14 protein-coding genes are annotated in these 14239 nt (G+C 51.8%); 1 reads left to right on the top strand and 13 read right to left on the bottom strand.

What is annotated here, in order from left to right; genetic code table 11:
* Nucleotides 1-65: 65 nt before the first annotated feature.
* From ACGG90_RS01955 to ACGG90_RS01910, 10 genes are all read right to left on the bottom strand, one after another.
* Nucleotides 66-1766 carry an FAD-dependent oxidoreductase gene (locus ACGG90_RS01955; RefSeq protein WP_390405167.1) on the bottom strand — a complete coding sequence of 567 codons (1701 nt, stop codon included), beginning with the start codon at nucleotides 1764-1766 and terminating at the stop codon, nucleotides 66-68.
* Nucleotide 1767: 1 nt separating this feature from the next.
* Nucleotides 1768-3069 carry a YeeE/YedE family protein gene (locus ACGG90_RS01950; protein WP_390405165.1) on the bottom strand — a complete coding sequence of 434 codons (1302 nt, stop codon included), beginning with the start codon at nucleotides 3067-3069 and terminating at the stop codon, nucleotides 1768-1770.
* 485 nt (nucleotides 3070-3554) lie between these two features.
* On the bottom strand, nucleotides 3555-4316 hold the full coding sequence (locus ACGG90_RS01945) for a sulfite exporter TauE/SafE family protein (RefSeq protein ID WP_390405163.1): 762 nt from the start codon (nucleotides 4314-4316) through the stop codon (nucleotides 3555-3557).
* A 108-nt stretch (nucleotides 4317-4424) separates the two neighbouring features.
* Entirely contained in the window at nucleotides 4425-5120 is a 696-nt protein-coding gene (locus tag ACGG90_RS01940; protein ID WP_390405161.1) for an SDR family oxidoreductase, read from the bottom strand.
* Between the two features lie 74 nt (nucleotides 5121-5194).
* The gene (locus ACGG90_RS01935) at nucleotides 5195-6064 is read right to left on the bottom strand and encodes a DegV family protein (RefSeq protein WP_390405159.1); all 870 of its coding nucleotides are present in this window, start codon (nucleotides 6062-6064) and stop codon (nucleotides 5195-5197) included.
* A gap of 223 nt (nucleotides 6065-6287) precedes the next feature.
* Nucleotides 6288-7247: an aliphatic sulfonate ABC transporter substrate-binding protein gene (locus ACGG90_RS01930; RefSeq protein ID WP_390405157.1), complete on the bottom strand. Its 960-nt coding sequence runs from the start codon at nucleotides 7245-7247 to the stop codon at nucleotides 6288-6290.
* On the bottom strand, nucleotides 7244-8776 hold the full coding sequence (locus ACGG90_RS01925; protein WP_390405155.1) for an AMP-binding protein: 1533 nt from the start codon (nucleotides 8774-8776) through the stop codon (nucleotides 7244-7246). Before ACGG90_RS01925 ends, ACGG90_RS01930 begins: the two co-directional genes overlap by 4 nt.
* Nucleotides 8733-9938, bottom strand: a complete 1206-nt coding sequence (locus tag ACGG90_RS01920; RefSeq protein ID WP_390405153.1) for an acyltransferase — start codon at nucleotides 9936-9938, stop codon at nucleotides 8733-8735. The genes ACGG90_RS01925 and ACGG90_RS01920 overlap by 44 nt, the downstream gene beginning before the upstream one ends.
* A gap of 14 nt (nucleotides 9939-9952) precedes the next feature.
* Complete coding sequence (locus ACGG90_RS01915; protein ID WP_390405151.1) at nucleotides 9953-10654, bottom strand: ABC transporter ATP-binding protein; 702 nt, start codon at nucleotides 10652-10654, stop codon at nucleotides 9953-9955.
* Between the two features lie 2 nt (nucleotides 10655-10656).
* Nucleotides 10657-11466 carry an ABC transporter permease subunit gene (locus ACGG90_RS01910; RefSeq protein ID WP_390405149.1) on the bottom strand — a complete coding sequence of 270 codons (810 nt, stop codon included), beginning with the start codon at nucleotides 11464-11466 and terminating at the stop codon, nucleotides 10657-10659.
* A 168-nt stretch (nucleotides 11467-11634) separates the two neighbouring features.
* Between ACGG90_RS01910 and ACGG90_RS01905 the strand changes: the two genes are divergently transcribed.
* Entirely contained in the window at nucleotides 11635-12168 is a 534-nt protein-coding gene (locus ACGG90_RS01905; RefSeq protein ID WP_390405147.1) for a sigma-70 family RNA polymerase sigma factor, read from the top strand.
* Between the two features lie 62 nt (nucleotides 12169-12230).
* Here ACGG90_RS01905 and ACGG90_RS01900 read toward each other — a convergent pair whose 3' ends face one another.
* Genes ACGG90_RS01900 through ACGG90_RS01890 form a run of 3 tightly spaced genes read right to left on the bottom strand, consistent with a single transcriptional unit; the run spans nucleotide 12231 to nucleotide 14193 of the window.
* Nucleotides 12231-13211, bottom strand: coding sequence for a polyprenyl synthetase family protein (locus ACGG90_RS01900; protein WP_390405145.1), 981 nt, complete (start codon nucleotides 13209-13211; stop codon nucleotides 12231-12233).
* Nucleotides 13208-13771 (bottom strand): Gx transporter family protein, encoded by a 564-nt coding sequence (locus ACGG90_RS01895; RefSeq protein WP_390405143.1) that lies wholly within the window; start codon nucleotides 13769-13771, stop codon nucleotides 13208-13210. Before ACGG90_RS01895 ends, ACGG90_RS01900 begins: the two co-directional genes overlap by 4 nt.
* Nucleotides 13768-14193: a NusG domain II-containing protein gene (locus tag ACGG90_RS01890; protein WP_390405141.1), complete on the bottom strand. Its 426-nt coding sequence runs from the start codon at nucleotides 14191-14193 to the stop codon at nucleotides 13768-13770. The genes ACGG90_RS01895 and ACGG90_RS01890 overlap by 4 nt, the downstream gene beginning before the upstream one ends.
* Nucleotides 14194-14239 lie beyond the last annotated feature (46 nt).

The raw sequence follows: 14239 nt of genomic DNA, 5'->3' as shown, positions 1-14239 counted from the left end.
TAAGCGGCAATGGCAAAACACACCGGCCAACGAATGTACCGGATGGTCGGTGTGCCAAAACGCGGTTATAGCAAGTCGAAGCGATAATGATCGATGATTGGCTTGCGGCCGGAGGTTTGATCATGATAATACTCGTACTCAGATAAACCCAAGAATGAACCGACAATGTTGTAGACATTGGTGTACCCTAAGTTGACCAAGGCACGCACGACGTTATAGCTGCGCTGGCTGGAAAGACAATGCAGGTAAACTGGCTGGTCAGTTGGAATTTCTGCCAGCCGCTTGCGGAATTGACTCAATGGGATGTTGATGGCGTTGTGGATATGGCCTTGAGCATATTCATCCGGTTCGCGCGTGTCGATGATCGTGGCGCCGCTTTCGACAAGCTCGCGCACAGCACTGACTGGCACTTGTTTGTATTCATCGTTGAGGATGTTTGAGGCGACCAAACCGACTGTTTGAACGGCATTCTTGGCCGTGGCGAATTGCGGCTGGTAAGCCAGGTCTAATGCTGGCAGATCTGCCACAGTCCCATGAAAATGAATCGCCGTGGCAATGATGTCGATTTGCTTATCAACTTGACTGGCACCGATCGCTTGCGCACCTAACAATGCACCGTCTGGATAGCGAAAAACGACTTTGAGCCGCAGCGGCTTTGCGTTAGGCATTAATGGAACCTTGTCTTTGGGGATGATTTCTGCGATCCGCGTTTGAATGCCGGCAGCTTTTGCCGCGGCTTCGCTTAGACCTGTCGCGGCGGCGTTAAGGGTGAACAACGGGAGCACTTGTGAACCTTGGGTGCTGATAGGGACACTGTTGCGGCCATAAATGTGGTCCGCGGCGATCCGCGCTTGCAGTTGGGCTTGATAGGCCAAATTTTGCCGCGTTTGTTGATGGGTGATCGTGTTGGTCACTTCAATGGCGTCGCCGATGGCATAGATGTGCGGCAAGTTGGTGGCATAGTGGCGATCAACGGCGATTGCGCCGGTTTCACCTAATGTGATACCGATCTTCTGGGCCAATGCGGTATTGGGTTGTACCCCGACGGCGAAAATTACCGTTTCTGCGGGAAGGGTGGTTTGATCGGCTAACGTCACGTTATGTGCCCCGATTTGTGCGACGGCTGTTGCGGTGTGAAGATCGACGCCATGATCGATCAATTCCTTATGCAGCACTTGGACAAAATCATCATCAAAGTTAGCCAAGATGTGCGCTTTTGCTTCGATCAAACTCACCTGATAATCAGCATTAACGAGGTGTTCAGTTAGTTCCAAGCCAACAAATCCTGCACCGATCACCGCGATATGTCGGACTGCATTGGCGTGCAGATACTTGGCCAAGCGGTCGATATCAGCGACGTCGCGAACAGCGAAGACGTGATCGCGATCAGCACCAGGCAAAGTGGGGATCACAGGTGTGGCACCAGGAGCCAGCACCAAGTCGTCATAAGCATGGGTGGTTTGCTTGCCAGTACGGGTATTTCTAACGGTAACGATTTGAGCATGGGAATCGACAGCGATGACTTCATTGTTGATGTGAGCGGTGATGTTGTATTGAGCTTTGAGCTCAGCCGGGGTCAGCAAGACGATACTATTGGCGTCTTTAATAGTGCCGTCAAGGTGATAGGGAAGGGAACAATTTGAATACGAAATCGCCGGCCCTTTTTCGAAGATGGTGATCGAAGCACGCTCGTCTAAGCGCCGTACACGCGCTGCTGCAGATGCCCCACCGGCGTTACCGCCGACGACGATAATTTTCTTGACCATGTTAAGCAACCTCCAATCCTTGCCGCTTTGGCAGCAAGCTGACTTTACCTTCTAAGACAACGATTGTGGCGACAGAACCTAGCGTCAATGCAATCAAGAAGATATAGCCGTGCAGCGAGTAGTTGGTGATACCAGAATATAGTGCCCCGATATTGCAGCCTTTGGCCAAGCGCGCGCCGATACCCATAAATAAACCACCAAGTGCGTAAGTGGCGACATCATTGGCGCGAAACTTGAAGTTGAACTTGAAGCGGCCAGCCAATAAGAATGCAATCAAAGAACCTAAGATGATCCCAAAATTACGAATGGAAGAGCCATCGGATAAGAAGCCGCCAGCAGCGATTTGTGCGTTAAGCTTAGCAAAAACCGGATCGCTTAAGTTGACGCCGATTGCTTTGAGAAATTGTGCGCCTTGCAAGGTGAATGCGCTAGTCACGCCCCAAGAGTTGCCAGTGGTGATAATGATGAAGCCGGCAATGATCGCTGTTAGCAAACCGGCAGTCAAGAATGACCAGCGCTGGATGAAGACCTTGTGATACAGCGATAAGTTGGCATCGGTAGTTGCAAGCGGCTTTTCGAAATCTTCATAGTCGGCGTTAGCATTTGCTAACCCAGCGGCTTGGCGATGTTTCTGATAGGCGCGGATGATGAAGTATAAGATGCCCAAGAACACAAGCAAGATGATAAATGACCCGATAAAGCCGAAGTACTGAGGCAGCCATACGTTACCGCCGATTTTGCCAACGGCAGAATTATCTAATTTGGCACTCAGCCAAACGCCCACCGGTGAGCCAATGATGAAGAATGGTAAGGCAATTATGGCGTGGCCTTCGCCTTCACCAAAATCAGTCAAGGTACCAGAAGCACACCCACCAGCCAAAATCATGCCGGAACCAAACAGTGCGCCGCCGATGATCGTACCAATGTTGGCATATTCAACAGAAGCAGAGCCGGGAATGATTGCTTGCTTGGCTGTGGCCAGGTAAGCGACCACTCCGCCGGTTGCCGCGGCGTGCCATTGGATCCCAGTTGTTAGGATCGCCGTTGCAGCGATCATACCTAACAAGGCTAAGGCTAAACTGCTTGAGCCGCGGTAATATAATTGTTTGATCCCGCCGGCAAACCCAAAGCGTGCCCGGGTGAAAACATAACCGATCGCTAAACCTGCGATCAAGAATACAGGCAGATTGGCGGCGCGACCAGCGACGAATATCCCCGCCGCAACCGCCACGATGATGGCGATAATGGCATAAAACGGTTGACGATAACTCAAATGATGAGTGACAAAATATTCCTTGATCATATCGGTGACCTCCCTTGTGACGATGCGAGAGACGAAAAAGCACTTCCGCCCAATATCAATAAATTGACAAAGGGCGAAAGTGCTTTTCCGCGTTACCACCTTAATTCAAATAATTCTCACGAATCATTCCTCTCGGGTACTTCGCCACAACTGCTGGCTTTATACCGTCACTCTGTAACGGGAGCTCCCGTTGACACTTAACTAACGCTCGGTGTCACCACGCAATTAGAGACCATCTTCAACGCTTAGCCGTTGTCATCTTGCACCAGTATGATGACTCTCTTAAAACGACGCCCTGTTTACTCATCTCAGCATGTGTTTTCGCTTATGTAATTGTTTGCTATTATGCGCAAATCAGTAAAGGCTGTCAAGACTTAAATTAAATTTTTCTCGTCAAGAATTCATTGATTACACGCTAAAATAATGTCAAAACCCCATTCTTAGTCATTTACTGCGTTAAAGTCGAAGACGATGGGATCACCGTTTTAATGCATCAGATCCCAAAGCGTTTTGCCAAAGAAAATCGTCAACACCAACAAGATCAGCGGTCGCGCACCGCGGCCGCCGAAGTGCTTGAAATAAGTGGCTCCTAAATGGTTGCCAAGAATCGAAAAAATGCCAGCCGCGACCCCTAATAGCAAGTAAACTTTGCCGTTAAACAAGAACACCACCAAGCTGGTAAGGTTGGTGGTCAAGTTGATGACCTTGGTAGTGCCTGCGGCGTCATGCAGTGGCAAGTGGGCGATGGCCGTCAGTGCCAGCAACATGAATGTCCCGGCACCTGGCCCATAGAAGCCATCGTAAGCCCCAAGCACCACAGCAATCAAACCGGTATAAACGGTGGTTTTTTGTGGCGAAAGTGCGATAGTGGGCGTTGTGGCTAAGGCGCTTTTGTGCCAAAGCAAATACAGCGCCGTAAGCGGCAAGACAACAAGCAGAAACAGGCGAAACCAGTGATCAGACAGCATCAATGCCAAGTGCGAGCCGAAGTTGGCGCCGATGATCGCACAAATGACCGCCAGCAGCGCAAGTTTCACACGGATGTAGCCGCTGCGCGCAAATTCTGCCGTTGCTACCAGCGTGCCCATGCCGCTGGACAGCTTGTTGGTGCCAATCGCCATATGAGCGGGGACGCCCGTCAACAGATACGCCGGCAGCGAAATCAAACCGCCGCCACCGGCGATGGCGTCAACAAAGCCCGCTAAACCAACTAGCGGGCAAACAATTACAAAAGTTAGCCAAGACATATGCACACCTGATTATCGTCAATTTGAATCAGCCTAGCATTTTAGCCGTTTGCAAACAAGCACTTGCGTCAGCTTTTATGACAGCCTTTGCTGCTTGTGCAAAGTGGACTATATCGAGACGCCGCCATCGATGGCAAGAATCTGACCGGTGATGTAGGCGTTGCGCATCAAGAATAAGTAGCCGTCAGCCACTTCCGCAACGGTGGCCGTGCGCTTAAGCGGGACATTGGCGCCAAAAGCGGCGGCTTGAGCCGCACGCTCGGTTTCAGACAGCTCCCGCCATAAACCAGTGGCAGTCCAAGTTGGGGCCACAGCGTTGACGCGTACGGCAGGGGCCATTTCTTTGGCAAGACCTTGAACTAACTCATTGAGTGCGTGGTTGGCAACAATCGCACCACTGGCATCCGCGAAGGTGCCGCCAGTTCCAGACGTGAAGGTGATGCTTTGGGTGATGTGGGAGTTGGCCGCTTGAGCCAGTTGCAGATTGGCGAAGAATTTAGCTTCCAGCGTTTGGCGGATGGCGGCGATATCGCTGGTCAAGAAGCTGCCGCTCATGGCGCCGCCAAGTGTTGACACCAGATGATCATAGGCCGCGTGACGGCTGAAATAATCCGCCAGCGCTTGCTGGCTGGTGGCATCCAGTGCTGAGCCAGCGATACCGGGGTGCGCACTGAGATAATTGTGTAAGCGCACTGGGTCATGGCCGATCACATGGACATGTGCGCCTAACGCTTGTGCTTGCTCAGCCGCTGCAGCACCGAAACCGCTGGTGCCGCCGATGATCAAAAGTCGTTCATTATGCATATTGTTCACCTCTGCTTTATTATGCGCACAAACCAAAACAAAAGCCAGCGACGACAAGGTCACTGGCTTTTCGATTAACTGCGGGCATGGCTGTCAAGCGAGAATACCGCCACACAACCTAAACCAGTATGACTGGCGATCGCAGCGCCGATTTGCAGGGTTTGGATCGGCGTTTGCGGGTAAGTCTTGTGGATGCGTTCTTCAACGACCTTGGCCGCTTCAGGGGCTTGAGAAGTGGCGATCAACACTTGATGCGTGGGATCTTGGGTTAAAGCTTGAATGGTTTCATCGGCTAGTGCCATCAAAGATTTCTGACGCGAGCGGGCTTTCTTAACCACGCGCAAGTGCCCGGCGGTGTCAACATCCATCACCGGCTTGATGTGCAACATGGTTCCTAATGCGGCGCTGGTGCGTGATACACGGCCGCCGTGATACAAGTAGTTCAAATCATCCACGGTAAACCATTGGCGATAGCTTAAGCGGTTGTCAGTCAGCCAAGCTGCTAAAGTATCGATCGGCATGCCCGCATCGCGTTTGGCAATGGCATCCAGCACCATCAAGCCCAGCCCGCAACAAGCAGCCAAGCTGTCGACGAGATAAATCTGGGCATCTGGATGGTCTTCCAAGATGATTTGTTTGGCTTGCTTTGCTGAGTCGAAGGTGCCGCTTAAGCCACTGGAGAAGCCCAGGTAAAGGATCGGCGTGTTGGCTTCGACATAAGGCGTGAAGAAGTCAATGAATTGGCCGACGTTGACTTGGGCAGTTGTGGGCATCACCCCGCGGCCAATATCGGCGTAGAGGTTTTCCAGCTTGAAGGTCTGGCCTAGGTCATCGATATGGTCAACGCCATCGACATCGACATGCATCGACACGAAGGCGACATTGGCCTGTTGCAAGGTTTGATAAGGCAGATCACAGGCGGAATCAGTCAATAATTGATACATGGTTTGCTCCTTGAATTTTAGGCATATATAGCGAGTCTACACCGATTATTGAAAAAGGCAATGTAAACGCCGCAGATTCGCCGCAGTCGATATATCGGCTGGCTGACTCAGAAGCCTTCGCCAAGTGACACAAACGGCTATGCGCCGCGACTCAAAGAACGAATCGTGGGGGCATAGCCTTAGGTTATTGGTGCCTTGCTTGATGGCTTGGCTTTTCAGGGGATCATTTAACGGTGGCGTCGGTGACGTCGATTTGCTTGGTGATCACACCTTGGTCATAGAACACATCGGCAATGGTTTGTTGTTCCTTCAAGATACTGGTGGTCACTGCGCCCATTGAGTACTCGCGGCGGTTGACCATTTTGGTGATGATCGAGCGCTTGAGTTTCAACATCTTCGTCAGCATCGTGATCAATTGCGGCTTATGGGTGTTGGCCCAAGTCATGTCTTCTGCGAGGTATTTGGTCAAGTATTTCGACACGGTTTTGTGCGTGGCGGCGTATTGTTTGGTGGCCACGACAAAATCGCGATTCTTGGCTAAGCCGGTACCGTTAACTAATAATGTGGCATCGGCGTTGACTTCAGCCGTTGAGGTGTAAGGATCCCAAGTTGCCCAAGCATCGACGGTGCCTTTGGCAAAAGCCACTGCGGCGGCACTTTGATCCATGTTGACGAGTTTTACATCATCAGTGGTCAAGCCGGCTTTCTTCAAGGCTTGAATCACCATGAATTGCGCCGAAGTGCCTTTGGTGTAGGCAATCGTTTTGCCTTTGAGGTCGGCAATGGAAGTGATCTTGGAATTCTTCTTGACCTCGATGCCTGAGCCATTGACTTTGTCAGAGCCGGCAGCGATATACACGAAGCCTAACCCGTTGGCTTGAGCGGTGACTGGCGGCACGTCGCCGATGCGGGCGTAATCGATATCGCCGGACTGCAAGGCAGTGGTCAAGGCCGTGCCGTCTTGGAATTCTTTGAAGACGACTTTGTAGCCTTTTTGCTGCATCTTCTTGGCCAATTCTCCTCGCGCTTTGGCGATGGCGACAGGATCGGCTTTTTGATAACCGATCGTCACGGTGGTCAAGTGCTTGCCGGCGCTGGTTTCATGGGTGGTGGTGTAGCCAAACCATGCGGCAATAGCGATGATCGCCACTAGCAGCAAGGTCAATAACTTCTTCTTCATCAAGCATAGGCTCCAATCGTCAGTAATTGTTCACGCAGTTTCGGCCGCAAGACTTTGCCGGTGGCATTGCGCGGAAATTCACGCATAAATGCGACCTGCGTGGGGGCTTCGAATTTGGCTAAGTGGTTTGCGCCATAGGCCAAGATCAATTCACGCTGCGCAGTTTCATTAAGACCTGGTGTGGTTGTGATCACCACGGCGCAAACTGCTTCGCCATATAAGTCGTCAGGCAAGCCGATCACGGCTAGCTGCGAGATGAAGGGCAATTCAGCCAACACCGATTCAACATGCGCCGGGGCAACTTTCTCGCCACCGCGGGAGATAATTTCCTTCTTGCGGCCTTTGACAAACAAGTAACCGTCTTCGTCGAAATACCCCAAATCGCCAGTCAAGAACCAGCCGTCTTTAAACGATTCCGGCTTTTCGTCATCCAGATAATGGGTGATAACATGATCGCCGCGCAGCGCGATTTCGCCTAACACGCCAGGGGCAGCGGTGAAGGTGTCATCTAATAACAACTGTACATCCGTACCATAAGGCAAGCCGGCTGAGCCGATTTTGGGGGCGTCATGCGGGTTGGTGGTGCATTGACTGGCGGCTTCAGTCATCCCGTAGCCTTCGATCACCAAGGTGTGAAAGCGTTCTTGAAACAAACGCAAGCGCTCCTCAGGCAAGGCAAAAGAACTGGAGCGGACAAAGCGCAAGTGAATGCCGGAGCGCAAGCGGCCATAAGCAGCATTGGCTGCTTCATTAAGCAATAAGAAGCTGATGATTGTCGGTACCACCGATACCCAAGTGACCTGGTTGTCATAAACTTGCTGCCAGAAGCGTGAAGCGGAGAACTTTGGTGTCACCAAGATTTTGGCGTTGGCCACGCGCGACGATAAGGTCGACATCACTTGGGCGTTAATGTGAAACATCGGCATCATGATCATGGCGGTGTCGGCTTCAGTCATGTGATTTGATGCCGCATCGTGTTTGGCGGCGTTGAGCAAGATCCGATGGGTCAGCCCCACGCGCTTGGGCTGGCCGGTGGTGCCGCTGGTGTTTAAGATCAAGCCTAAGTCATCTTCTGCAACCGGCGTGTGATCGACTGACGCACGATTTTCCAATTGGTCAATATCGGCCACTACCGTCATACTGGCGGTGTTCAGGCGCAATGTTGACTGGGCAAAATGCGCCTGGGTGAAGGCCGCAGCCAAATCGTTGGTCATGAGCATCAATGGATAACGCCGCTCATCATAATCTGCACGCAAGGCCAACAACGGGGTCGTGGGAGAAATTGGATGTACAACGATCCCCAGCGCCCAAGCGGCTTGGTTGATCGGCAAGAAGGCGGCAGAATTCGGCAGGCAAACTAAAAGCACATCGCCTTTGCCGATATTCATTGCGTTAAACAAGTCTTGCAGCTTGTGAACGTCTTGGGCCAACTCGCTGCCGGTGAACCAATGATCCAGCGTGGCGTCTTTGATGATGGGGCGAGTGGGGTTATTTGTCAGTTGAGCGGATAGCAGTGTGGTAAGTTGGGTCATGAGCGACCATTCCTTTCTTGTTAAACAGATGTACTTGCGGTCGACCAATCAAGATGCCAAAAGGCGCCACCTTGTAGCAGAACCAAGCAATTGCAAAGCTGATGTCAAGCACCAAGAGGTAGCCGATCGGGATCAATACGAGATAACCCCAATCTGGCAAATGGGTGAAGCCCAATATGAAGCGCAAAACCGCCAAGCCGATTGTTTGATCCAGATAAATACCAAAAGAAACTTTGGCGCCGTTTCGCACCAGGCGGTCCAGCCAAGTTGGCATGCCTTGTTGCCGCCAGCGCGCGTACATTTTACCGATGCCAAAGACGACTGCGATCATCAGCGTGTCATACACCAGCATGTAAGGCTGATGCGGTGAAACTGCGGCGGTGTGGCTGAGGCCTAGCACTTGCCGATTGAAGAAGTAATAGCCGATTGTGCCTAGACCTAAGGCCAGTGTCACTGACGCAAGGACTTTAGCGTGGCGTTTGATGAAGGCAACGACTGCTTGGTAATGCAGCGAAGTGAAGGCACCGAAGATGAAATAGAACTGATAGGAGAACACGTTGACGCCGTATGCTTTGAACCACCACAGCCAATTGCTGCGATCGACATGCGGTAAGCCGTATTTAATGCCGATCATCAACATCATTTGCAGCAAGAAGCTGATGATCAAAATTACACCGTGCTGCCGATCAAATCGCTTAAACAGCCATACCAGCGCCGGAAACAGCAAGTACAGCTGCAAGGTGACTAAGATGTAATACATATAGAATTGATCGCCATGCATGATGGCGCTTAAGTAAGTGCTTGAGAAGCGGCTCAAGGAAAATCCAGGTACCCCAACCAGCAAGGCACACACCATCAAGATGAAGTTCCATAACAGATAAGGCCAACCAGAGCCGGCAAAGCGCTTCTTAAAAAACGTCGGCCAGTTGGCTTGGTGATAATAATTTAAGGTTAAGACCAAGCCTGTCATGAACATAAAGCCCATGCGGGTGAAATGGATCATCAAGTGGGTCGCAAGTAAGGTCATGTGCGCCCAGCCGCCAGCATCGTTCATGCTTTGGGCAAAGGCCGTTGTCGTGTGATTGAGCAGTACCCCGAAGATGAAAATAATGCGCATGGCATCGACTTCATACAGGTATTTGCGGGATCGTTTTGTCGTCATTAGCCGCCTGCTTTCTAAACCAAGGCCTGATCAGGGCCTAAGATGACTTGTAAGACCTGCTCAGACACCGCGGCGATGGCAGCAGGGCTTTGCCCTTTGGCGCCGTCTGCTTCATACATGTTGGTGCCGTCTTTAACGACGATCACGCGGTCGGCCATGCGCGCCGCTTCTTCAACGTCATGGGTGATCAACAAGGTGGTGAGATCTTGCTCAGTACAGATGCGGCTGATCAGCGCTTGCATCTCGCGCCGAGTTAAGGCGTCTAAGGCCCCAAGCGGTTCGTCTAACAACAACAATTCCGGATCGGCCATTAACGCGCGGCCTAGCGCCAAGCGTTGTTTCTGACCGCCGGATAAAGCACCAGGGTAGGTATCAGCGAAGGCTTTAAGCCCAACGGTTTCAAGCATTTGGCTGGCGCGAGCTTGTTTGGCTTTGTTTTTAAACGAGAGGTTCTCCAAGTTGGTCAGCCAAGGCAGCAGGCGGTCGTTTTGAAACATCACACGGGTGACTAAATTAGAATCGGTATAGCTGATGGTGCCGGCACTGGGCTGTTCCAGTTGCGCGATCAGGCGCAAGATCGTACTTTTGCCGCCGCCGGACATGCCGACTAAAGCGATGAATTCGCCGGGATAAATTGAGAAATTCACGTCATGCAAGGCGGTTTTTGTCCCGTAATGTTTGGCGATACGGTTTAAGGTGAGTAAAGGTTCAGGCATGTTTATCGACTCCTTTTGACTTGCCAATCCAGGCAGATCGCTTCCAGCAGCTTGGCCATTAAATCAGACGCTTTGCCTAGCAACGCGTAGATCACGATGCACAGCAGCACGGTTTTCATATCCATGAATTCTTGCGCGTTGGTGGCCATGTAGCCGATGCCGGCGGTGCTGGAAATGGTTTCAGCCACGATCAAGGTGGTCCACATGACGCCTAAGGCATAGCGCACCCCAACTAAGATCGTCGGCAGTGCGCCTGGAAAAACGATCTTGCTGAGCATCTGCCACTTGCTTAGGTCATAAGCTTGGCCCATTTCGATCAGCTCCGGGTCAACACTCGTGATGCCATGGAAGGTGTTGATGTAGATCGGAAACATCACGCCCACGGTGACTAAGGAGATCTTGGCGGATTCGCCGATCCCAAACAAGATGATCACCACTGGGATCAAGGACAAATGGGGGATGTTGCGCAGCATTTGAATGGTGGAATCAAACAAGGCGCAAGCGGTTTTAGAAAGGCCATTCAACAGTCCCAAGCCAAAGCCCACCGATCCGCCTAAGGCAAAGCCGACTAAGGCGCGATACAAGCTGATGCCTAAATTCTTCGGCAAGTCGCCTGATTGCCAAAGGCTGATGCCGTTTTGTAACACACTCAGCGGTGTGGGCATGAGTTTGGTTGGCAGCCAGCCGAAATTACCTGCGATTTGCCACAAGCCGATCAAGGCCAGCGGAATCAGCCAAGGCAGCAATTGGGTGAGGAAGCGCCATGAGAAGCGGCGGTGCGGTTTGTTGATCAAGTCAGTTGCATTATCCATGTTGTCATCTCCGAGATTTCAAATTTCAATGTCATCAGCATAAGTGCTCAAGCTTAAACCCAACTTAAAAGCTGACATTTTTGCCCAACACCCGTTCGCTTGCTGACAAAAAATAAGTTGCGTAGAATTAACTTCCTGATGGTGGTACTGCTTCGATCGGAGGCAACTATGGACGACGCCACCTTAGTCGCGCTGCTGAAAGCCGATATCGATGACGCCCAAGCATTCAAGACGCTGTTTGACCACCACTATCCCATGATCTTGCGGATCGTTAACGGCTATTACATTCGTGATTATTCACAAGATGATTGGTTGCAAGAAGCCAGGATCGCCATGGTTGAGGCGATCAAGCGTTATTCGTTCACCCGCGGCGCAAAGTTTGGCACTTTCTATGGCATCGTGTTGAAATCGCATTTGCAATCGCTGTTGCGCAGCCGCCAAGCAGATAAACGCGCCATTGAGCTGACCAGTGTGCCGCTAGCAGCAATTCAAGAAGTGACGCGGGTGTATGGCAATTGGCGCCAGCAAGAAGACGACTACTTGTTGGGTTTGGATCTGGGCACGGTGTTGGCCAGCTTCACGCCGCTTGAAGCCAGAAGCTTCTTGATCGCATTGCAACATGAGCCGGTAGCGGCCATCGCAGATCGCGCCCGTGAGCGCACGCGCAACAAGCTGCGCCGCTACCTTGCCGACACGTCTTGAAGGCAATCAAAAAGCGCCTCGATCACCGTTTGGGTGTGATCGAGGCGCTTTTTGGGGGCAGGTTAGCTTTGGCGGTTCAACAATTGTTCACTCAGGCGCAACAAGGTGGCTTTAGCCGGCGCGTTCGGCAGCCGCTTCAAACCGGCTACGGCGCGAGCGGTATAATCTTGGGCCATGGCACGGGCTTGGGCGACGCCTTGATGTTGGCGCATTAAAACCGCAACTTGTGCCAAGTCGGTATCAGTCATCGCGTGCTGCTTGGCTAACAACGGTTTAAAGGCGGCGCGATCGGCTTGCATTGCTAAGATCAGCGGTGCGGAATAGACCCCTTGTTTGATGTCTTCATGCACCGGCTTGCCAATCGTGTCGGCATCTTGGGTGTAGTCGAGAATATCATCAAGCAGTTGAAAGGCGATACCGATGTCTAAGCCGATTTGTTCGCATTGCTTGGCAAAACGTAAAGGCTGGCCGCTTTCATAAGCGCCGATGAAGGCTGCTAAAGCAAATAACTGACCGGTTTTGCCGCTGACTTGGTTGAGGTATTGGTCAATGTCGATGGCATAGTTATAGCGGGTGGCCATTTGTTCCAGTTCGCCGTTCAACAGCCGCTCCATGCTGCCGGCGTCTTGTTGCACCGAGCGCAAGTCGCCGGCATAATGGGCGATCAGCTTAAAGCACACCACAAACAAGTAATCACCGGCGTACACCGCCACATCCGAGCCGAATTGCGCGGCGATCGTAGGCAAGCCGCGGCGCAAACTGGAACGATCGATGATGTCGTCATGTACCAGCGTGGCATTATGCAAGGCTTCTACCGCAGCGGCCAAGGCGATCATTTTCTGGCGATCGGCTTTGGGGTTGAATTGCGAAAAAAGCAGGCAATACGCCGGGCGCAACAGCTTGCCGCCGGCGTTGATCATGGTGATCAAGGCGTCTGCGACGGCTTGGTTGTTGGGATGGATCGAATCGGCGATCAGATCCAAAGTCTGGGTCAATTCAGATTGAAGTTCGGGATAAGCCTCCCACATTGGATGGATCTTCATGATTTCTCCTTTAGATGCGTGCGTTTGGTGTGATCAAAGCGCAGCCGCGCAAGTGTGTTGATGTGTTCAAATAAGAAATTGGCCGCCACGCCGACTGCAATGCCGGCCAGAATACCCATGAAACTCAAAATCGGCAAGTATAACATCACCGTCCATGACTGGGCGATGAGGCTGGCAACCAAGAGTTGGCCGACATTGTGCAAGATCCCGCCGGCGGCAGAAATGCCAATCATCGACACGCGCTTGTCGCCAAGCTGTGCGATCAACAACATCCCGATCCATGATAACAACGCCCCCATGCCGCTGTACATAAACGTTGATAACGTCCCGCCTAACAGCGTCGTTAAGCCCAAGCGCAACACCATCAACAAGAAGCTATCGCTGTAAGACATGGTGAATAACGAAATAATGGTGATCAAATTTGCCAAGCCCAATTTGGCCCCTGGCGCAAAGGCAAAAGGAAACGGGATCATACGCTCCAACAAGCCTAAGATCACGCCTTGGGCACATAACAGCGCAATGAAGATGATCTGTCTGGTACGTTCTGGTCGATAAGTCATTCGCTCACCATCCCGCCTGTGTTGTTGCCGCTGGAATGGCTGTTGGAGTTGATCTGGACCAGCAGCTTATGCGGCAGACACACGATTGTTTGGCCGGGTTTGGCGATTTGGCCTTTGCGCACACAAATCTGGTCTTTGCAGTTGGCTTCGGTGATCGCGATTTTATTGCCGGTGGTGACGATGGTGTTCTCGTCATCCCCGTCGTGATACACGAAAGTCGTGCGGCCTTTGTGGCCGGTGAGGCGAATGTGATAGACTTCCTTGCCATCATGCGTGACCACTGCGGTATAAACAACTTGTTGGGGCTTAGGTTTGCTGGCTTCTTCATGGGCAAACACCACATAAGGGATGAATGACGCCACCAACAACGCGATCACGATCACATAATCGAAGGGGCGGGTCATTTTGAGATAGTGTTTCATGAGCGCCTCCTCTAGCGACGAATTGAATAAAAAAGGTTCTGAGGAT

Source organism: Lacticaseibacillus jixiensis (assembly GCF_042847315.1).
Lineage (GTDB): Bacteria > Bacillota > Bacilli > Lactobacillales > Lactobacillaceae > Lacticaseibacillus > Lacticaseibacillus jixiensis.
This window is presented reverse-complemented; position numbering and strand designations above follow the sequence as displayed.